The organism is Amycolatopsis suaedae, from assembly GCF_004214935.1.
Classification (GTDB): domain Bacteria; phylum Actinomycetota; class Actinomycetes; order Mycobacteriales; family Pseudonocardiaceae; genus Amycolatopsis; species Amycolatopsis suaedae.
Map to the genome: position 1 here is coordinate 70,283 of NZ_SFCC01000008.1, position 20,549 is coordinate 90,831.

At 74.0% G+C, this 20,549-nt stretch carries 15 protein-coding genes; 2 read left to right on the plus strand and 13 right to left on the minus strand.

Annotation, left to right across the window (positions count from 1 at the left end):
- Window positions 1-57 precede the first annotated feature (57 nt).
- The 4 genes from EWH70_RS16685 to EWH70_RS16700 all read right to left on the minus strand — a co-directional run bounded on the left by EWH70_RS16685 (window position 58) and on the right by EWH70_RS16700 (window position 4,055).
- Window positions 58-564 carry a hypothetical protein gene (locus EWH70_RS16685; RefSeq protein WP_165436301.1) on the minus strand — a complete coding sequence of 169 codons (507 nt, stop codon included), beginning with the start codon at window positions 562-564 and terminating at the stop codon, window positions 58-60.
- Window positions 557-1,372: a DUF2207 domain-containing protein gene (locus tag EWH70_RS16690; protein ID WP_130476346.1), complete on the minus strand. Its 816-nt coding sequence runs from the start codon at window positions 1,370-1,372 to the stop codon at window positions 557-559. Before EWH70_RS16690 ends, EWH70_RS16685 begins: the two co-directional genes overlap by 8 nt.
- Window positions 1,369-3,120, minus strand: coding sequence for a DUF2207 domain-containing protein (locus tag EWH70_RS16695; protein ID WP_240687024.1), 1,752 nt, complete (start codon window positions 3,118-3,120; stop codon window positions 1,369-1,371). Before EWH70_RS16695 ends, EWH70_RS16690 begins: the two co-directional genes overlap by 4 nt.
- A 104-nt stretch (window positions 3,121-3,224) precedes the next feature.
- Window positions 3,225-4,055, minus strand: a complete 831-nt coding sequence (locus EWH70_RS16700) for an RDD family protein (RefSeq protein ID WP_130476347.1) — start codon at window positions 4,053-4,055, stop codon at window positions 3,225-3,227.
- A gap of 71 nt (window positions 4,056-4,126) precedes the next feature.
- Here EWH70_RS16700 and EWH70_RS16705 point away from each other — a divergent pair, with 71 nt between their 5' ends.
- Window positions 4,127-5,131 carry a stage II sporulation protein M gene (locus tag EWH70_RS16705; protein WP_130476606.1) on the plus strand — a complete coding sequence of 335 codons (1,005 nt, stop codon included), beginning with the start codon at window positions 4,127-4,129 and terminating at the stop codon, window positions 5,129-5,131.
- Between the two features lie 9 nt (window positions 5,132-5,140).
- On the opposite strand, the gene EWH70_RS16710 is transcribed toward EWH70_RS16705, so the two are convergent.
- From EWH70_RS16710 to EWH70_RS16730, 5 genes are read right to left on the minus strand one after another with little or no spacing between them, the layout of a single operon-like run.
- Complete coding sequence (locus EWH70_RS16710) at window positions 5,141-6,436, minus strand: DUF58 domain-containing protein (protein WP_130476348.1); 1,296 nt, start codon at window positions 6,434-6,436, stop codon at window positions 5,141-5,143.
- A 3-nt stretch (window positions 6,437-6,439) separates the two neighbouring features.
- Window positions 6,440-7,402 carry an AAA family ATPase gene (locus EWH70_RS16715; RefSeq protein WP_130476349.1) on the minus strand — a complete coding sequence of 321 codons (963 nt, stop codon included), beginning with the start codon at window positions 7,400-7,402 and terminating at the stop codon, window positions 6,440-6,442.
- Window positions 7,399-8,532: a DUF4350 domain-containing protein gene (locus EWH70_RS16720; protein WP_130476350.1), complete on the minus strand. Its 1,134-nt coding sequence runs from the start codon at window positions 8,530-8,532 to the stop codon at window positions 7,399-7,401. The genes EWH70_RS16715 and EWH70_RS16720 overlap by 4 nt, the downstream gene beginning before the upstream one ends.
- The gene (locus EWH70_RS16725) at window positions 8,529-9,143 is read right to left on the minus strand and encodes a DUF4129 domain-containing protein (protein WP_130476351.1); all 615 of its coding nucleotides are present in this window, start codon (window positions 9,141-9,143) and stop codon (window positions 8,529-8,531) included. The genes EWH70_RS16720 and EWH70_RS16725 overlap by 4 nt, the downstream gene beginning before the upstream one ends.
- A 2-nt stretch (window positions 9,144-9,145) precedes the next feature.
- Window positions 9,146-10,126 (minus strand): DUF7847 domain-containing protein, encoded by a 981-nt coding sequence (locus EWH70_RS16730; RefSeq protein ID WP_130476352.1) that lies wholly within the window; start codon window positions 10,124-10,126, stop codon window positions 9,146-9,148.
- 170 nt (window positions 10,127-10,296) lie between these two features.
- On the opposite strand from EWH70_RS16730, the gene EWH70_RS16735 reads away from it, so the two are divergent.
- Window positions 10,297-11,409 (plus strand): neutral zinc metallopeptidase, encoded by a 1,113-nt coding sequence (locus EWH70_RS16735; RefSeq protein WP_130476353.1) that lies wholly within the window; start codon window positions 10,297-10,299, stop codon window positions 11,407-11,409.
- A 1,020-nt stretch (window positions 11,410-12,429) separates the two neighbouring features.
- Here the strand turns inward: EWH70_RS16735 and EWH70_RS16740 are convergent.
- The 4 genes from EWH70_RS16740 to EWH70_RS16755 all read right to left on the minus strand — a co-directional run bounded on the left by EWH70_RS16740 (window position 12,430) and on the right by EWH70_RS16755 (window position 20,526).
- Window positions 12,430-12,903 (minus strand): hypothetical protein, encoded by a 474-nt coding sequence (locus EWH70_RS16740; RefSeq protein ID WP_130476354.1) that lies wholly within the window; start codon window positions 12,901-12,903, stop codon window positions 12,430-12,432.
- A gap of 56 nt (window positions 12,904-12,959) precedes the next feature.
- Window positions 12,960-13,967 (minus strand): potassium channel family protein, encoded by a 1,008-nt coding sequence (locus EWH70_RS16745; protein WP_240687045.1) that lies wholly within the window; start codon window positions 13,965-13,967, stop codon window positions 12,960-12,962.
- Window positions 13,968-14,065: 98 nt separating this feature from the next.
- Window positions 14,066-17,344 carry an ATP-dependent helicase gene (locus tag EWH70_RS16750; RefSeq protein ID WP_240687025.1) on the minus strand — a complete coding sequence of 1,093 codons (3,279 nt, stop codon included), beginning with the start codon at window positions 17,342-17,344 and terminating at the stop codon, window positions 14,066-14,068.
- The gene (locus EWH70_RS16755; protein WP_420809069.1) at window positions 17,341-20,526 is read right to left on the minus strand and encodes an ATP-dependent helicase; all 3,186 of its coding nucleotides are present in this window, start codon (window positions 20,524-20,526) and stop codon (window positions 17,341-17,343) included. Before EWH70_RS16755 ends, EWH70_RS16750 begins: the two co-directional genes overlap by 4 nt.
- Window positions 20,527-20,549 lie beyond the last annotated feature (23 nt).

The following is a 20,549-nucleotide window of genomic DNA, read 5'->3' on the forward strand; positions in this document are numbered from 1 at the left end:
ATCCTAGTCGCGACGCGAAGCGTCTCCGTTGAGGCGGCGGTGGGGCTGAGGACGGCCTTACGGCCTGCCGTGGCGGCGCAGAGAGCGCCCGGCGAGGGCGGTGCCGAACTCGCCGAGGTCGCCCGGGGCGGACGCCGCCAGCCGCCGCAGCGTCTGGGATCCCAGACGGGTTCGGGCGGGCAGTCCGGCCGCACCCGCGGCCAGTGCCGCACCCGCCACCGCCAGCACCACGCCGAGCTGGGCATACCCGACGGTCAGCGCGAGCAGCACGGTCAGGAACACGCCGTACCCGATCACCCGCAGCCCGGCCCGGCGCAGTCGCGGTCCGCGCAGCAGCCGCAGTTCGCGCAGCCGCGCGAGCGCGGCGGCGTCCAGCCGGGCGGGGTCGATCCGCAGCTCGCTCAGGCGCACCGTTCGCGCAGAGCCGAACACCTCGCCGGCCACGGCCCGGTCGATCCCGGTCAGCTCCCCGGCGTCGCGCAGGGTGAGTGTCCAGTCGGCCAGACCGTCGGCGGTGCGGTGCCCGGTGACCTCCACCAGGCCACGGTCGCGCAGGTTAGCCACGGTCAGGGCGACGTCGACCCCGTCGACCCTGCCGGTGGCCAGCGCGCCAGCCAGTCCCGGCGGCGGATCGTGGCCCCGCACCGGACTGTCTGCGATACCAGACAAGGAACGCGGCCCCGGCCAGCAACAGCACGCCGAGCCCGGCCCACGCCGCGACGACCGGCGGCGTCGCCAGGAACGCCCCGGCCAGCGAGTCCTCCGGAACCAGCCGCTCGGTGACCGGCACCGAGCCGTCCGGCAGATCGACGCCGACGGTCAGCGCCGCCCCGGCCGGCAGGTTGCGGTGGTTGACCCGGGTCAGCCCCGCGTGGTCTGTCTGGGCGGCCAGACACGGCCCGCCCGCCGCGTCGCAGCGGATTCCGCTGGGGATCTTCGGCGCCGCCAGCGACGCGCGGACGAACTTCAGCTCGGCGTCCCAGCCGGAAGCGACGTCCCAGTTCAGCCGGGGCCCACCGGCGCCCCGCGACACGGCACCGTCCACTGTGTACCGGACGATGGATGTCCCCGGTCGCAGCCGTACGGTCAGCGTCTCGTCGGTCAGCTCGGCCTCGCCGGCACCCTCGATGCTGATGTCTCGGATCCCAGACAGCCGGTCGCGGTGACCGCCGGCCGGTTCGCGCAGCCGCAGGACCCTGGTCATCTCCCGGTCGGCGGGTACGGCCACCGCCTCGGCGACCGACAGCGTCCCGTCCCGCTCCACCCGCAGCTCGACCTCGGCGCTCTGCGACAGGGTCGGCAACGGCGGCGTGCCCGGTCCGGTGCCGCCCACGAGCAGCGGCACCGTCAGTGCGATGGCAGCCAGGATCACCGGAGTGAACGCAGGTGGGCGGACTCGGCGAGAACGCCGTCCAGCGTGGTCAGCAGCGCGGGCAGGTGGGTGCCGAGCCGCCGCAGGTCGCGGTCGCTCTCCAGCCCGCCGAACCAGTACAGCCCTCCCGCCCCGTCCGCGGTCGGGTCGAGCCGGGCGAACCGGCCGAGCCAGCCCTCCGTCTCACCCAGCACCACCGCGTAGGGCAGCGACCGGGAGAACACCAGTTCCCGGTCCGCGGCCGGCACGTCGTCGGGGGACACCGTGTGCAGGTACTCGGCGAGCCCACGCACCTGGGGCACCAGCGCCCGGCCCCGGGCAGTGCGTGCGGGCAGCAGGATCGAGCCCGCGGCAACGGCGATCCCGGCGAGCACGACGGCGACGCCGGCGAGCGCATGACCGACGGTGAGCGCGAGCACGACCGTCGCCGCCACCCCGGCCAGCGCGAGCGCCGCACCGATCCAGGTGCCCGCGCTCCAGGCCGCGCCGGGGTGCCTGGAGAACCAGCGGCGGTGCACCACGTCGGCGTACAGGGCGGTGTCGGCAGCGGACAGGTCGACGCCCCGCGACCGCAGCTCGGACAGCAGCACCGCGTCGGTACCGCCGGGCAGCAGCGCCTCGTAGACCGCCCGCTCGTACGGGTGCAGGTCGTCGTCGGGCGGGTTGCGGCGGGCCAGCCGCCAGTCGGTGACACCGTCGGCGTCGCGGACCGGGGCCACCCACAGGTAGTTGCGGACGGCGAGATCGACCACGGTGGCGCTGACGTCGACCACGTCGACCGTGCCGTCGATCACGGTGCCCACCTGACCGGGCAGGATCCCGTCCGGCGAGGCGAAGTAGACCCGGTCTCCTTCCCGCAGCAGCACCTCCAGCCGCGCGGCGGGCGCCGCGACCGCACCGGAGTCGCGCCTGCGGGCGACCAGCAGGTAGCCGAACCAGCCAAGGATGCCGAGCGCCGCGACCCCGAGCCCGATCGCGGCGGGCACGGTGAAGTCGAACGCGTTCGCCAGGCCGGGCACGTCCGCGAACCGGGCGGTGGCGGGGGCGGTGCCCGCCGGCAGCGTGACCGCGAGCTCGATCCGCTGCCCCGGTTCCAGCCCGCTGTGGGCGAACCGGATCACGCCGGAGTGGTCGACCTCGGCGAGCGCGCACTGCAGGCCGCTGCCCGGCGGCCCGGCAAGGCAGCGCACCGAGGAGGTCTGCTGGACGGGCGCCACGAAGGAGCCGGTGACGGCAGGCAGCACGTGGTTCCAGCCACTGACCGACGGCCAGCGCACCTCCTGCTGCCCGGCGGTGTCGGCGACGGCGCCCTCCACGACGTACCGCACGGTCGTGGTGCCCTGGCCGGCCCGGACGCGCAGCGTCTCGCCGTCGGCCTCGGCACTTCCGGCGCCCTCGGCGGTGACGTCGCGGACGGTGTACACCCGGTCAGTCTCGTCGTCGTTGGGGACACGCAGGTTCGCGGTGCGCTCCAGCTGCTGTGCGCCCGGCACGGTGATGGTCTCGGTGACGGCGAGGGTGCCGTCCCGCCCGACCTTGAACGCGACGTCGACGCTCAGCCCACCGGGCGCCGGCTGCCGTCCGACGGCCTCGTCCGGACGCGAGGGCACCGGCAGATCCGGCGGAGCGGACTCCACCGAGGGGCCGCCCTCCGGACCGTCCGGAATGGACGACTGAGCATGCGCTGCCGCTCCGGTCAGGACGGTCAGTGTGACGACCGCCGCGAACACCCCCACCTTCCTGAGCACGGTGTCAGACCCTAGACCACGCGCGGCTATGCTGCGGCCACAACCGGTGAAGTCACACCCCCGCTGGGCCGCGGGCCGCGTCGGCCGGCGACGTCTCCTGACGGTCAGGACGGCGGCGCGAACGGGTCGTCCCCCGGCCGCCTGGCGACCTCGCTGCCGGGCAGGGTGACCGGAGGCGGAGGCGCGTACCGGGCGTGGGCACGGTTGCGCCGTTCGACGACCACCGCGGTCAGCACCGCCCACGGCGGGGCACCGGCTGGCGGCTGGGCCCCGATGCGTTCGGTCACCTCGGTCACCAGCTGCTCACCGAGATGCGCTCGCGCGTCCGGGTTGAGTTCGTGCCAGCGGCCGAGGAACTGCCGTGCCGACAGGGCGAGGTCGTCGGTCAGCCCGGACAGGTCGAGCTGCCCGGCCCACTGCGCCAGCGGCGGCGGCATGTACAGCGCCGCCCCCTCGAACTCGGCCGCGGGCACCCGGTCACGGACCACGACCGTCCCGGCGAGATAGTCACCGACACGCTTGCCCTGCGCCGACGCCAGCGACACGATCGTCGCCACCGCGCCGGCCATGCCCAGCGCCCAGAAGTCGACGAAGAACCCCGCGAGACCACGGGTGAGGGCGTGCCGGAACCGGATCGGGCCGCCGTCGTCGCGCACCACACGCAGCCCGAGCGCCATCTTGCCCAGCGTGCGCCCGCCGGTCAGTCCCTCCAGCAGCACGGGATAGCCCACCAGCGTCAGCACGACGATCACCAGGGTGAGCGTGATCCGCAGCGCCTGGTCGGCGTCGACGGTGGCGATCGTGGTGAACAGGAACAGCACCAGAAACGCCGCGAGCTGCACCAGCAGATCCAGCAGGAACGCCAGGCACCGCGACGGCACTCTCGCCAGCCGCAGCTCCAGCACCACCGCCTCGCCGGTCACCAGGTCCGACATCGCACTCCATCCCGTGTCCGGCACTCCCCCTGCTCAAGGGTAGTAGGGTGCGGCCTGAACAGGGGGTGACCGTGGACGTCGACGTCTTCGTCGCGGCACATCGCGCGGAGTGGGATCGCCTCGCCGAACTGGTCAGGGCCCGGACACTGCGTGGCCGGGAGGCCGACGAGCTGGTGCGGCTCTACCAGCGCACCGGAACCCACCTGTCGATCCTGCGGTCCCGCGCTCCCGATCCCGCGCTGCTGGCGCGGTTGTCCGGCCTGCTCGCCCGTGCCCGCGCGGCGATCGCGGGCACGCACACCCCGGCGTGGCGGGAGTTCGGCCTGTTCTTCGCCCGCCGCTTTCCCGCCGCGCTGTACCGGTCCTGGCGCTGGTGGGTACCGGCCGCGCTGATCTCCCTGCTGGTCGGCGGCGCGATCGCGGCCTGGGTGGCGGCCAGTCCCGACGTGCAGGCGAGCGTCGCGGCGCCGGAGGAGATCCGGCGGCTGACCCAGCCGGGCGGCGACTTCGAGAGCTACTACAGCAGCGATCCCGCCGGTTCGTTCGCCGCGCGGGTGTGGACCAACAACGCCTGGGTGGCCGCGGGCTGCCTGCTGCTCGGCGTGCTGCTCGGCATCCCGGTCGTCTACATCCTGTTCATGAACATGCTCAACGTCGGCGTGTCCGGCGGGCTGATGGCCTCGGTCGGCCGGTTCGACATCTTCCTCGGCCTGATCACCCCGCACGGGCTGCTGGAGCTGACGGCGGTGTTCGTCGCCGCGGGGGCCGGTCTCAAACTCGGCTGGACCGTGGTGAACCCGGGACCGCTGACCCGTGCGCGGGCGCTGGCGGTCGAAGGCCGCACCGTGGTGGCGATGGCGCTCGGGCTGGCCTGCGTGCTGCTGGTGTCCGGGATCATCGAGGCGTTCGTGACCCCGTCCGGGCTGCCGACCTGGGCCCGGGTCGGCATCGGCGTGGCCGCCGAGCTGGCTTTCCTGGCCTACGTGTTCATCCTCGGCAGGCGGGCGCACCGCGCGGGTGAACGGGCCGATCTGGACGACGACCTGGCGGGCCACACCGCCCCGGCCGCGGGCTGACGCCTTCCGCTACAGCCGGCCGGCGGCCTTGAGCGCCAGGTAACGGTCGGCCAGTGCGGGAGCCAGCTCCGCGGGGACCGCGTCCACGACCTCCACGCCGCGGCGTGCCAGCAGGGCGGTGACCCCGCGCCGGTCGGCCAGCTCACCCTCGGCGGCCGCCGCGCCGTAGACCGCGGCACCGTCGCCCCGCCCCGCCGCCAGCTCCGCCACCCGCGGGTCGGCGACGGCGGCGACGATCACCTGATGCCGCGCTGTGAGCGCACCCAGCACCGGCAGCAGCCCGGCCCGCAGCGGCTCGGCGTCCAGGCCGGTCAGCAACACGACCAGCGACCGCCTGCCCGCGCGGCGCAGCACCTCGCCGACCATCCCCTGCGCGTCGGACTCCACCAGCGCGGGCTCGACCGTCGCCATCGCGCCGACCAGCGCGGGCAGCAGCTCCGACGCCGACGCACCTTGCACCGACGCCCGCACCGCCCGGTCGTAGGCCAGCAGGTCGACGCGGTCGCCGGCCCTGGCGGCCAGCGCGCCGAGCAGCAGCGCCGCGTCCATCGACGCGTCCAGCCGCGGCGCGTCACCGACCCGCCCCGCCGAGGTACGGCCGGTGTCCAGCACGACCACCAGCCGCCGGTCGCGTTCGGGCTGCCAGGTCCGGACCATCACGTCGGTCGCACGCGCGGACGCCCGCCAGTCGATGGACCGCACGTCGTCGCCGATCACGTACTCACGCAGCGAGTCGAACTCCGTGCCCTGCCCGCGTACCCGGATGGCCTGCCGCCCGTCCAGCTGCCGCAGCCGGGCCAGCCGGGACGGCAGGTGCCTGCGGCTGGTGAACGGCGGCAGCGCGCGCACCGTCCACGGCACGGCGTGCGAACCCTGCCGTGCGGCCAGCCCGAGCGGCCCGGTGGACCGGACCGTCACCCGGTGCGCCGGCCGGTCGCCGCGGCGAACAGGCCGCAGCCGCAGCACGATGCGCCTCGCCTCACCCGGCGGCACGTCGACGGCGTGCCGGTCGGTCTCGACGCCGGCGCTGGGCTGCCACGCGTCCCGCAGCATCCCGCGCACCCGCCGCCTGCCCGGGTTGCGCACGGTCAGCACCACCTCGGCCGTCTCGCCGAGCCGTACGGCGGTGTCACCGGCCCGGCTCAGCACCAGCCCGCGAACCCCGCCTGCCAGCAGCAGGTCGACGGCGACGCCGAGCACCACCACCGCGGTCACCGCGAGGACACCGGCCCAGCTCGGCAGCACCAGCCCGACGAGCAGCACGCCGGCCAGCGCGACCAGCCCGGCCCTTCCGGTGAGCGCCATGGCTCAGCGCGGCACCGGCACGGTGGCCAGCACCCGGTCGAGCACGCCGTCGGCGGTGGCACCCTCCAGCTCGGCCTCCGGCCGCAGCGCCAGCCGGTGCCGCAGCGCCGGGCCCGCCAGCGCCTTGACGTCGTCGGGGGTCAGGTAGTCGCGCCCGCTCAGCCACGCCCACGCCCGCGCCGCCGCCAGCAACGCCGTCGCACCACGCGGCGACACCCCCAGCCGCACCGACGGCGAGCTGCGCGTGGCCCGGCACAGGTCGACGATGTAGGCCAGCACCTCGGGGCGAACGGTCACCTCGCGCACGGCGGCCCGCCCGGCGTCCAGGTCGGCGGCACCCGCCACGGCCTGAACCCCGGCCGCCCGCAGATCCTGCGGGTCGAAGCCGTCGACGTGACGCCGCAGCACGGCGCACTCGTCCTCGCGCGACGGCGCGGGCATGGTCAGCTTCAGCAGGAAACGGTCCAGCTGCGCCTCGGGCAGCGGGTAGGTGCCCTCGTACTCGACCGGGTTCTGCGTCGCGACCACGACGAACGGCGCGGGCAGCTGCCGGGGCGTGCCGTCCACCGACACCTGATGCTCCTGCATCGCCTCCAGCAGCGAGGACTGGGTCTTGGGCGGGGTGCGGTTGATCTCGTCGGCGAGCAGCAGGTTGGTGAACACCGGCCCCTCGCGGAAGGAGAAGTCGGCGGTGTGCGAGTCGTAGACCAGCGATCCGGTGACGTCACCCGGCATCAGGTCCGGGGTGAACTGCACGCGGGCCGTCTTCAGGTCCAGCGCCGCCGCGAGCGTGCGCACCAGCAGCGTCTTCGCCACCCCCGGCACACCCTCCAGCAGCACGTGCCCGCCACACAGCAGCGCGACGATCAGGCCGGTGACGGCGCCGTCGTTGCCGACCACCGCCTTGCCGACCTCGGCACGCAGCCCGATCAGCGCCTCCCGTGCCTTCGTGTTCCCGGCGGTCATGCGGTTACCTCCGTCTCGAGTGCGTCCAACCCGGCGGCGAGCCGGACGAGGTCGGCGTCGCCGGCCGGGGCCGGTCCGTACAGCAGGTGGGCCACCTCGGCCGGCGGCCGGGTGGTGCGGGCCGCCACGGCGGCGGCGACGGCGTCCGGCTCGGCGTCGGGCGGCAGGCCAAGCCGTGGCGCCAGCCGCGCGACGACGGCCGCGCGCAGCACCGCGGCCGCGTGGGCGGTGTCGCCGGACCGGCGGTACAGGCGGGCCCTGCCCTCGACCGTCTCGGCCGCCCGGACGACCACCGGCAGCGGCTCGGTGACCACCGGGCCGAGCCGCCGTGCCCGCCACAGTCCGAACAGGACGACGGCAACAGCGAGCTGGATCACGCCGAACACGATCCCGTCCGGCAGCAGGCCGGTGACCGTCTTCTCCTCGGCGGCCAAGTCGGGGTCGCCGGGCGTGGGCAGGTACCACACCAGCCGCGGCTGGCCGCCGAGCAGCCGCATCGCCAGCGCGGCGTTGCCGTTGTCGGCGATGCGCTCGTTGACCAGCGGTGTCCCGTCGCCGAGCAGAGTCACCGCCGCACCCGGTGGGTTCATCCGGCGTACGACGGTGTCCTCGTAGCAGGCGACGACGGCCGGATCCGTTGTCGCGTAGTGCAGGCCGCCGGTGTCGGCCTGCCCCGCCGCGACACCCGCCTCCAGTGCGCAGTCCGGCTGCCGCGCCGCGGGTTCGGCGGCTCCGGCCACGGCCACCTCTGGCAGCACCGCCGCGACCGTGCCCGGCCCGGCGCCGACCAGCACCAGTTCGCGGGCCGTCCGGGTGTACCCGGTGAGCCTGCCGTCCGGCACCAGGTCGGGCCGGGTGACCAGCAGGGTCGCCGGCGGGCCGCCGGCCAGCGCCCGCTCGGTGTCGGCGAGCGTGCGGGTGACCTCGACCCGCACGCCCTGCGCGGTCAGCAGCTCGGCCAGCGCGTGCGCGCCGTCGGGCCGGTAGGACTCCGGGGCCAGTTCCTCGGTGCTGTCACCGCTGTTCAGCAACGCGGCCAGCAGGCTGACGGCCAGGATGATCGTGATGATCGCGGCGGGCAGCCGGACCCGCCGCCACAGCGCGACGGCGCCGGGCGAGATGGTGGTCATGCGGACACCGGCCGGGTCGCCCTGGCCCGGTCGTCGAGTGCGGCCAGCTCGCGGTAGCCGTCGGCGGTCGGCGCCCGGTCGCCGTAGTGGACCTCGTCGAACAGCCGGGCCGCGGCGGCGAGGTCGCCAGCCAGGTCCGGCAGCAGCCGGGCGGCGTCGCGCGCGGCCTCGTCGGCCGTGCGGCCGGACCGTTCGTCCAGGATGCCGCGCTCCTCCAGCCCGCGCACCAGTGCGCGGAACCGCTCACGCACAGCCGTTCCCAGGTCACCGGCGGCCAGGGCGGACTCGGCGGCGGCCCGGTGCTCCGCCGCGGTGCGGGCCTTCCCGGCGTACACCGGGGCGGCCACGCGGGCCCGTCCGCGCAGCGGGCCGACCCGCAGCCGCACGGCCACCAGGACCACGACGAGGACGACCACCAGCACCAGCAGCCAGAACCAGCCGGCCTCCAGGCCGAGGATCGTCCCGGTGAGCAGGTCGGTGAACCGCTCGCCCAGCCAGTCGGCGGCCTGCTGCAGCCAGGACGGCTCGGCCGCGGCGTACCGGGGGTCGGTCAGCTCTTCGCGTGCCAGCCGGGCGGCCTCGTCGCGGTCCACGTCAACCGGGACCTCCACGGCTAGATCCCCGCGGACCGCGCCAGCTGGATGTCCATGCCCTCCCGGCGCATCCGCTGGTCGATGTACACCAGCGAGGTGACCGCCGCGGTGAACGGCAGTGTGATGGTGCCGGCGATGACGCTGCCCAGCGACGGCAGGAGCTGGACGGCCAGCAGGTCGGCCAGGCTGTCCGAGTCGCTCACCGTGCTGATCCCGGCCAGTGCGCCGAACGGCAGGCCGATCACGAACGTGATCGCGTTGGTGATCACCCAGGCCAGCAGCAGGACGCCGAAGACCCGCCACCACGCGCCGCGCACCAGCACCGTCGACCGGCGGAACGACTCCATGATGGAGCCCTTCTCCAGCACCAGCGCCGGCGTGGCCAGCGCGAACCACACGTACAGGAAGATGCCGGGGATGATGCAGAGGACCCCGCCGACGACCACCATCAGCAGGTACAGCACGCTGAGGCCGAGCAGCGGCAGGAACCGCGACCGGGCCTCGGCCAGCGCCTCGCCGAACTTGATCGGCCTGCCCAGCACGGCGCGGCCGATCACCACGGTCAGCACGCCGGACAGGAACGTCGTGGCGATGAACGTCAGCACCAGGAACGGCCCGTTGGTGATGGCGATGTTGGCGTAGAGGTCGCCGAGCGCGGACAGCATCTGCTCGGGGGTGGCCTGCGGGTCCGGCAGCGGCACGTCGTCGACGGCGGGCAGCAGCAGGAACAGGAAACCCAGGCCGAGCAGCTGGGTGACGGCGACCACCACCGCGGAGAAGCCCAGCATGATGCCCGGGTGCCTGCGGATCGTGGTGATCGAGCCGTCGAGGATCTCGGTCAGCCCGAGCGGCCGCAGCGGGATGACACCGGGTTTGCCGAGCCCGTGCGGGCTCCAGCCGCCCTGCCCGGGAGGCGGCGGGGCGGGCTGCGGCGGGTCGGCCGGCTTGTCGGCCTTGTCACCGGAGGAATCGGGGCTCGCCCACCCCTGCGAGTCGCTCATGTCGGTTGGCCTCTCTTCTCCCATCCCCACACGCTGCGCACACTGTGTCAGACCGGGCTGACCACCGCGAAGGCGCCCGGGGTGTGGCGATTGGCCCGATTGGCACCCCTGGCCGCCGGTCGCTGGTTATGCTTCATCGGACAGGCACGGCGATACGGGGACTGCACACGATGACGCAACCGCCACACGGTCCGTGGCACCAACAGGGGCCGGCGGGTCCACCGTCCGGCCCGCTGCCGCCACCGGCGCCGGGCCCGGGATTCCCGTCGCCCCCGCCGCACTGGGGTGCCCCGCAGCCGGGCTTCGGCGGTTTCCCGCAGCCGCCGAAGAAGTCGAACGGGCCGATCATCGCCATCTGCCTCGGCGTCGCCGGGCTGCTGGTGGTCAGCCTGGTCGTGGTGCTGGTGGCGACGTCGGGCAGTTCCAGCGACAGCGCGGGCGGCTCCGTGCCCAGGGCGTCGATCACCCCGACCGAGACGACCAGCGACACACCGACCTCGACGTCGTCGGAGACACCGACCTCCAGCTCGAGCCCGAGCAGCCCGACGAGCAGCGCGGGCCCGGCGAAGGTGTTCAAGCTGGCCGATCACCCGATCCTGCAGAACCCCGACGCCGGGCTGAAGAACCTGGCGTGCAACCTGCCCGGCTGGCAGAGCAACCAGGCCGCCGCCGAAGCGTTCTTCACCGCGGCCAGCCGTTGCCTGGACGCCGCGTGGGGGCCGTTCCTGCGGTACTACAACCTGCCGTTCAGCCCGCCCAACCTGCACTTCCCCACCGGCTCGAGCTTCCAGACCGAGTGCGGGACGATCCAGGTCGGCATCGCCACGGCCGCCTACTACTGCGAGAACAACCTGTACGTGCCGTTCCGCGGGCTGCAGACCGACCAGTACGGCAACAACCCCGGCGTCTACCTGGCGTTGTTCGCGCACGAGTACGGCCACCACGTCCAGGAGGTCTCCGGGCTGATGGACGCCGCGTGGGAGAAGATCTACGAGGCAGGCCAGAACAGCCCGGCCGGCCTGGAGATGGCGCGGCGCAAGGAGCTGCAGGCGCAGTGCTTCTCCGGGATGTTCCTCGGCGCGCACGTCGACCGCGGCGGCACGATCACCCGGGACATGTACAACAAGGCGTGGAACGACCAGGAGACCCGCGGCGACAACACGTCGGGCAGCCGCGACCACGGCAGCAACGCCCACTACGCCGCCTGGTGGCGCGCGGGCGCCAAGGACAACCGCATCGTCGACTGCAACACCTTCGCCGCCCCCGCGGGCGAGGTCTCCTGAGCTGATGCCGGGGCGTGAGCAAGGGAGCTTTACTAGCGAAGAAGGGTAGTGAAGCTCCCTTGCTGCCCTACGGGTGTGACTGGTGGGGCTGGTGATGCCGCTGATGCCGTGAAGGCGGCCTCACGGCATCTGGCGCCAGGGTCCCGGTCCCGGCGAAGTCCGGGGCGCGGCAGGGCAAGGTAGGTGGTCCCGAACGCAGAACTCGCGGTCCTGAACGCAGAACTCGCGTGCGTGAGCGCAGGACTCATGATGTGAACCGGGTTCTCACGTGGTGCCGGTCCCCTGTGTGAACGGTCCGTTGGCGCGGGTCGTCCGTTCTGGGGCGCGAGTCCTACGTTTTGAGGCGCGAGTCGTCCGTTCCGGACCCGCGAGTTGTCCGTTCCCGCCCGCCTGGTCCCACTGTCCGGCACGCCGGTTCCAGATGGCGAGAGACCGGACCCGTCCCAAGCACGTGAAGGCCACCTTCACCACGTCTCACGTCAAGGCCCCGGCAAAGTCGGGTGGTCCGGAGCGCGTCATTCGCGTTCCGGAAGACGAGACTCGCGGTGAATGGCCGGTGGCGCGGGTACGGTTCACGGGCTGGGATGCGGGGTCTGGATGGTGAGTGTCGTGTCCGGGAACGCGAATGACGTGCTCAGGAACGCGAAACTCGTGCTCCGGCCCGGCGCGGTCGCGCGAACGGCCCGTTCGGCCACCCGAGGACAGGGGCTCGTCCCGTGATCTGGACTGGCGCGCCGGACAGTGGGACCAGGACGGCGGGAACGTGCAACTCGCGGGTCCGGAACGGTCGACTCGCGGGTCGGGAACGGAGGACTCGCGCGACCGGACCGGTCACGCGGGCGACCGGCACCACGTGAGAACCCCGATCCACATCGTGAGTTCTGCGCTCACGCACGCGAGTTCTGCCTTCCGGCACGCGAGTTCTACGTTCCGGTACACGAGCTCCACGCTCGAGACCAGCCACCTCGCCTGGCCGCCACCCGGCCTTTGCCGGGGCCCTGACGTCAGATGCCTCGACGGCTAGATGAGCACGGCCCGGCGGCGCGGGCCACGCAGGACCAGGTAGGCGTAGACGCCACCGGCGGCGCAGGACAGCGCCAGCAGGCCGAAGCCGACCGGCCGGAACAGCCCGCTCGGCTCCGTCACCGCGGTGGCGATCCGCACCTCCGGCGTGTCGCCCCCGGTGAAGTTCTCCGGAACGGTCACGTCGAACTGTTCACCCTCGGTGTGACCGCAGGCACTGAGCGTGGCGTCGCGGCGCTGGCCCTCGAACTCGACCCGGACGCCCTCCCGCGCGCCGGTGTTGCTGCACGGGACGGCCTGCACGACCGTCGCCCTGCCGACCCGGTCCGACGCCTGCGCCGGCGCACCGAGCAGGCCCGGTCCGGCGAAGAAGGCCCCGGCGACGATGAAGACCCCGGCCAGCACGGGCACGACGAGCACCTTCCAGTGCAGCGTCACCCGCCGCACCGGACCACCCGCTCTCGCATGCACGGCGCCAATCGTTCCAGAATGTCGGGGCAAAGCACAGGCCGCGGATCACGGCCCGGTTACTGCCCGTTCACCTCTTCGACCTGCGTCACCTTGCGCACGTACAGCAGCTTGTCGCCGGGCTCGATGGCGTCGGCCTGCGGCGCGTCCACCCGGTAGAGAGTTCCGTCGCGGACCAGGCCCAGCACGATGTCGGGCAGGTGCCGCGGCGAGCCGCCGTGCTCGGACGGCTCCACGTCGCGTTCCGCGATGGCCAGCCCGGACTCCGGCGTCAGCAGGTCCTCCACCATGTCGACGACGACCGGCGTCGACGTCGCCATGCCCAGCAGCCTGCCCGCGGTCTCGCTGGAGATCACCACCTGGTTGGCGCCCGACTGCTTGAGCAGATGGACGTTCTCCGCCTCCCGCACCGACGCCACGATGTGCGCCTTGGGCGCCATCTCCCGTGCGGTCAGCGTGACCAGCACGGCGGTGTCGTCGCGGTTGGCCGCGACGACCACGGCCCGCGCCCGCTGCGCGCCCGCGACCCGCAGCACGTCGCTGCGCGTGGCCGACCCGTGCACGGTGACCAGGCCCATCGCGCCCGCGGCGTCGAGCGCCTCCTGGTTGGTGTCGACCACGACGATGTGGTTCGGCTCGACCTTCTCGTCGCCGAGCAGCGTCTTGACCGTGGCGCGGCCCTTCGTGCCGAACCCGACGATCACCACGTGGTCCCGCACCTTGTGCCTCCACTTCTGGATCTTGAACGCCTGCCGCGACCGCTCGGTGAGCACCTCGAGGGTGGTACCGACCAGGACGATCAGGAACAGCACCCGCAGCGGCGTGATGACCAGGATGTTGATCAGCCGCGCCGACTGGGTGGCCGGTGCGATGTCACCGTAGCCGGTGGTCGACAGCGACACGGTGGCGTAGTAGAACGCGTCGAGCAGCGTCAGCCCGTCGCCGTTGGCGTCGCGGTAGCCGTCGCGGTCGAGGTACACGATCAGCACGGTGGCCAGCAGCGCCAGGATCGCGCCGATGACGCGCTTGCCGATGGAGCGCAACGGGCTGACCGTCGTCTCCGGCATTCTGATCACGCCGACCAGCTCGTGGTCGGGCTGCTCGGCGAGCCGGTCGCCGAACGGGAGCCGCTTGATCACGCGCCGAAGCGTAGTCGACCCGGCCGTTACCCGGATGGCACCTCGGCCAGCAGGGCCCGCAGGCCGTCGGCGTCGAGCAGGTTCACCGGGGCGACCGTGTGGTTGTGCCGGACGTAGTGGAACGCGGCCCGCACCCGCTCCAGCGGCACCCCGGCCAGCGCCGACCAGGCCAGCCGGTAGGCGGCCAGCTGCACCGACAGCGCGGGCAGCCGGTCGGCGTCGGGCACGGCGCCGGTCTTCCAGTCCACGACGGTCCAGCCGCCGTCGGGGTCGGCGAACACGGCGTCCATCCGGCCGCGCACGGTCACGCCGCCGACGTCGGTGGAGAAGGGAACCTCGACGTCGTGCGGGTTGCGGGTGGCCCACTCGCTGAGTTCGAACGCCTCCTGCAGCCGGGTCAGCTCGGTGTCGTCGGCCGGGTCGGTGTCGGCCGCGCCGGGCAGGTCGTCGAAGTCGAGCAGCCGGTCGGCGCCGAAGCGGCGTTCCAGCCAGCCGTGGAACGCGGTGCCGCGGCGGGCGAACATGTTCGGCGGCGCGGGCAACGGCCGCCGCAGGCGGGCGGCCAGCGCCTCCGGGTCGGCGGCGAGCTCGACGAGCTGGCTCACCGACAGCTGGCCGGGCAGCTCGACCCGCACCGTCTGCGCGGCGGCCCTGGCCCGCTCGGCCAGCAGCACGTCGGTGTCGACGATCCAGCCGTCCGGGTCGTCCTCGGGTTCCTCGTCCGGCTCGGCGGCCATGGCGAGCGTGAGCTGCTCGGCGGGTGCGGCCAGCACAGCGCGGACCAGCTCCATGCCCTCGGTGACGGCGTCGCGGCGCTCCCCCAGCGGATCGGCGGGCCAGGCGGCGGACCGGGTCTGCGCGGTCAGCGGGTTCTCCTCGTCCTCCCCCGGCTGCTCCGCCCACTCCGGGATCGTCCCCAGTGGACTGTCCTGTTCGGATTCGCGGATCAGCTCGACGATCTCGGTCAGGAACTCCGACGGCCCCTTCGGCTGTGCGCTGGTCTCGTTCCACCAGTGCCCGGACACCAAAAGGGACTTCTCCGACCTGGTCAGCGCGACGTAACACAGCCGCCGCTCCTCACCGGCCTCCCGCTCGGCGAACCCGGCCTCGTGTGCCTCCAGTTCCGCCAGGACCTCCTTGCGGTCCTCGCCACCGTGCAGGTTCAGCCTGGGCAGGTCGGCCGAGTCACCACGCAGCGCGGCGGGCAGGTCCTGGACGGTCCGCAGCCACGACGACGACCGCCGCTTGCTCGGGAAGACCTCGCGCACCAGGTGCGGCACGGCGACGATCTGCCATTCCAGACCCTTCGCCGAGTGCACGGTCAGGATCTGCACCCGGTCCGGAACCACCTCGACCTCGCCGGGCGCCAGGCCGTCCTCGGCGTGCTCCGCCGTGGACAGGTAGTCCAGGAACGACATCAGCGTCGCGGTCGGCGAGGACTCGGCGAACTCGGTGACCACGTCGGCGAACGCGTCCAGGTGCGCCCGGCCGGCGACGTAGGGCCGGGCCAGCGACTCGACGTCGAGCAGCATGGTGCGCTCGACGTCGGCCACCAGCTCGGGCAGCGACTGGTCGAGCCTGCGCCGCAGCGCGGTCAGCTCGGCGGCCAGCTTGCGCATCCGCTGGTAGCCCTGTGCCGAGTAGTTCGCCGCGTCGCCCAGGTCGTCCAGTGCGTCGACCAGCCCGGTCTGCTCGATGCGCTCGGTGACGAGCATCGGGCTGTCGGCCGGTGGCAGCGGCTGCCCGCCGCCGAGTTCGACGGCCCTGCGCCACAGCGCGGCGATGTCGGCCGCGCCGATGCGCCACCGGGCTCCGGCGAGCAGCCGGGCGGCGGCCGTTCCGGCGAGCGGGTCGGCCAGCACCCGCAGGGTGGCGACCAGGTCGGCCACCTCGGGCTCGTCGAGCAGGCCACCGAGACCGACCACCTCGACCGGGATGCCGCGATCGCGCAGCTCGGCCGCGATCGGTGCCATGTCGGCACGCCTGCGGACCAGGACGGCGGCCGTCGGCGGCCGCCCGGCCGACTCCAGCTCGGCGAACCAGCGCCGGGCCAGCGCGTCGGCCAGCCAGGTCCGCTCGGTGCGCACGTCGGCCAGCAGCGCGCACTCGATGTCCGCGGGCGGCGCGCCGTCGCGGGCCCGCAGCCGCTCGACGCCGAGACCGGCGGCGCGCAGCGGTTCGGCGATGCCGTTGGCCAGCGCCAGCACCTCCGGCGGGTTGCGGAAGCTGGTGAGCAGGCCGTACTCGGCGGCAGGCCGCCGCCCGGCGCGCGGGAAGTCGGTGGTGAACCGGGGCAGGTTGGCCGCGCTCGCGCCACGCCAGCCGTAGATGGCCTGCGCCGGGTCGCCGACGGCGGTCACCGGCATCGGCTCACCGCCCATGCCGAACAGCGACCGCAGCAGCACCCGCTGGGCGTGACCGGTGTCCTGGTACTCGTCGAGCAGCACGGCGCCGTAGCGTTCCCGCTCACCGGCGGCGACCTCGGGGTAGGCCTCGGCGAGCTGGGCGGCCAGCGACATCTGGTCGGCGAAGTCCAGTGCGCCCTCCCCACGCTTGCGTTGCCGGTAGCCGTCGACCAGCGGCAGCAGTGACAGCCGGAACCGTTGCGCGGCAAGCATTTCCTGGATCTTCACCGGCAACCCGGCCCGCTGCCCCTTGGCGCGGGGCGCGTTCTCGACGATCTCGCACAGGCGCTCGGTGTAGGCGGTCAGCTGTTCCGGCGTCACCAGGTGCTCGCCCAGCTCACCGGCCAGCGCGAGCAGGTGCCCGGTGATGGTGACCGGCACCTTGTCCGTCTCCAAATCACCGTCCCATGTGGACACGACGCGGTGTGCCAGCTGCCAGGAGGCCGTCTCGGTGAGCATGCGGGCGCCCGGCTGGACGGGCAGCCGCAGGCCGTGTTCGCCGAGCAGCCTGCCCGCGTAGGCGTGGTAGGTGAGCACGGTCGGTTCCCCGGCCAGCACCGCGGCCCGCAGCCCGCCCCCCGGGTCGACGCGGTCCAGCAGCCCGGATCCGGCGAGCCTGCGCAGCCGGGCCCGCACCCGCTCGCCGAGCTGGCGGGCGGCCTTGCGGGTGAACGTCAGGCCCAGCACGCGTTCCGGGGTGACGATGCCGTTGGCCACCAGCCACACCACCCGCGCGGCCATGGTCTCGGTCTTACCGGCGCCCGCACCGGCGACGACGAGCGCGGGTTCGGTGGGCGCGGCGATGACCGCGGCCTGTTCCGGCGTCGGCGGGTGCAGCCCGAGCGCCGACGCGACCTCGGCTGGGCTCACCTGGACTTGCGGGCGTTCGAGCGTCGTCACGGGCCGGTCACCTGCCGTCCCTCCGGGCGCAGCGGGCAGGCCGAGCGGGCCGGGCAGCGTGGGCAGTCCGGCGTCTCGGTGGCGGTGTAGTCCGGCCCGGTCGCCGACGCCGCCGCCGTGCGCACCAGGTCGAGCCACTGCGGGCCGGACTCGGCGTCCAGCGGCGCCTGCAGGCGCTCGGCGGCCCCGGTCTTGTTGTTGCTCTTGGCGACGTAGACCAGCCGCGCGCCGCCGGGTTCGACGCCCTCGCCGAACGCCCCGAGCAGCGTGGCCAGCTGGTAAGCGGCCAGCTGCGGGTGTTTCTCGGCGTCGGCCGCGCTGACCGGGACCTTGCCGCTCTTGAGGTCGACGATCACCGCCCTGCCCTCGTTGTCGGTCTCCAGCCGGTCGACCCGGCCACGCAGCCGCACCCGCAGCTCGTCCTCGCTCTCGGCGGGCAGCTCGACCGACATGTCGCGTTCCACCGCGGCCTGGGTCAGCTCGGAACGGCTGCCCCGCAGCCAGGTCAGGAAGTTCTCCAGCATGGCCTCGACCCGGCGGCGTTCCCTGCGGGAGAACCAGGGCGCCCCGGCGTCGACGCGGGTCCACGCCTCGTCCAGTGCGCGGCGCAGCTCGTCGTGGCCCATGCCGGTGGCGGCCGCCTGCGCCAGGCCGTGCACGAGCGTGCCGGTGACGGCGGCGAGCTGGGCGGGATCGCTGCCGCCGTGGCGTTCCAGCAGCCAGCGCAGCGGGCAGCGGGCCAGCACCTCGACGGTGGACGGCGACACGCTGACCACCTCGCCGGGGCTGAACAACGCGACGTCGGTGGACGGCGTCACCACGCCGTACCAGGTGTCCGGGTGGGCGCCCGGCACGCCCGCAGCGGCCAGCCGGGCGAGCTGGCGGGCGGCCAGGTCGCGGCGTTTCGGTTCGGTCGAGGCGTCGCAGACGGCCTTGCGCAGCGAGCCGACCAGCTCGGCGAGCACCAGGCCGCGCCCCTCCGACCGCAGCCGGGGGTCGGCGGCGGACTCGTCGGGTCCACGCGGGTCGACCTCGTCGATGAACCGCGAGGGCTGCTCGTCCTCCCCCGCGACGGCGCTGACCAGCAACGTTCTCCTGGCACGGCCGACCGCGACGGCGAACAGCCTGCGTTCCTCGGCCAGCAGCGGCGCGCGGGCCGACGTGGTGTCGTCGTCCACTCCGGACAGCAGGTCGACCAGCCGCTCCACGCCCAGCAGGGAGCCGCGCAGGCGCAGGTCGGGCCAGCTGCCCTCCTGCGCGCCGACGACCGCCACCACCGTCCACTCCCGGCCGGCCGAACCGTGCGCGGTGAGCAGCGCGACGCCGTCGGAACGCTGCGCGGTCGGCGCCAGGCTGTCGCCGACGATCTGCTGGGCGGACAGGTACTCGGTGAACGCGGTGACGGTCGACCGCGGCAGCCTGTCGACAAATCGCCCGGCCGCATGGAACAGGGCGACGACCGAGTCGAGGTCGCGGTCGGCCCGTTCACCCAGCGAGCCGCCGCGGGCGGTCATCCGCAGCAGCCTGGCCTCCAGGCCGCTGCCCTGCCAGATCTCCCACAGCACGTCCTCGACGCCCGCGCCCCTGGCGATCGACTCGCGGGCGGTGGCGAGCAGCGTGCCGACCCTGCGGACCGGTGCGGCCTCGGCGTCGGCCAGGCCGGCGAGGACGTCGTTGCCCAGCAGTGCCTCGACGAGCAGCTCGTCACTGGACCGTTCGCCACCGGCGGCCAGCTCCAGCCTGCGCAGGCCGCGGCGCAGCCTGCGCAGGGCCAGCGGATCGGCGCCGCCCAGTGGCGAGGACAGCAACAGCTCGGCGCGGTCGGCGTCCAGTGTGGACGGTTCGGCGGCGGCCGCGAGCAGGGTCAGCAGCGGCCGGACGGCGGGCTGGCGGGCCAGCGGCAGTTCCTCGGCGGTGGAGCCGATCGGGACCCCGGCCGCGCGCAGGGCCCGCTGCAGCACCGGGAACGACTGGGTGGGCGAGCGGACCAGCACGGCCATCTCCGACCACGGCACCTCGTCGATGAGGTGGGCGCGGCGCAGCTGGTCGGCCACCCAGCCCGCCTCGGCGGCCGGTGTGGGCAGCAGCCGGACCTTGACCGTGCCCTCCTCCTGGTTGCGCGCCGGCAGCAGGACGGGACGGGCGGGGCCGGGCAGCCCGGCCCGCATCCGGGACAGTGCGGCGAGCACAGCCGTGGCGTGCCGGTGCGTGGTACGCAGCGTGACCGTCCGGTCACCGCCGGGGTCGGCGTCGGCCAGCAGCCCGGGATCGGCGCCGCGGAAGGAAAAGATGGACTGGTCCGGGTCGCCGGCGAGCAGGAAGTCGTCCGCGGCCGACCCGATGCGCTGCAGCAGGCGGTGCTGCAGCGGGTCCAGGTGCTGGGCGTCGTCGACCAGCAGGTGCCGGATGCGCTGGTGTTCCCTGGCCAGCAGGCTCGGGTCGGAGTCCAGTGCGTACAGGGCCATCGCCACCAGCTCGGCGGCGTCGTAGGCGGGGGCGCCGGGCAGGGCCATCGCGTGCCCGCCGGCCGCCTGCAGGAGCGTGACCTCCTCGTACTGCCGCCAGAACTTGCCCGCGGCGACCCACTGCTCCCTGCCGTGGTGACGGCCCAGCTTGACCAGGTCGTCCGGGCCGAGCCCGCGCTCGGCCGCGCGCAGCAGCAGGTCCCGCAGCTCCTCGGCGAAGCCGGGGACGGACAGCGCCGGCCGCAGTTGTTCCGGCCAGTCGGCGGCGCCGGTCTCCAGGTCGCCGGCGAGCAGCTCGCGCACGGCGACGTCCTGCTCGGCACTGGACAGCAGCCGCGGCGGCGGGAGGCCGTCGGCGCTGGCCTGCAGGCGCAGGATGGCGTAGGCGTAGGAGTGGACGGTGCGCACGACGGGTTCGCGGATGGTGCTGTCGGTGGCGACCCGCGCGGTGATGTCGGCCCGCAGCGACTCGGCCGCGCGCCGCGAGGTGGTCAGCACCAGCAGCCGCTCCGGGTCCACGCCGGACCGCACGCGGGCGGCGGCCGTCTCGGCGAGCAGGGTGGTCTTCCCGGTGCCCGGGCCGCCGAGGATCCGGACGAAGCCGGCGGGCCCGTCGATCACCCGGCGTGCGCCGTCGGGCCACTCGCGTGCGGGCGCGGGGTGAACCGGCCGGCGCACCAGCCGCGCGCCCACCACCCCGGAACTCCGACCGCTCACATGTGCGATGGAATCACGCGTAC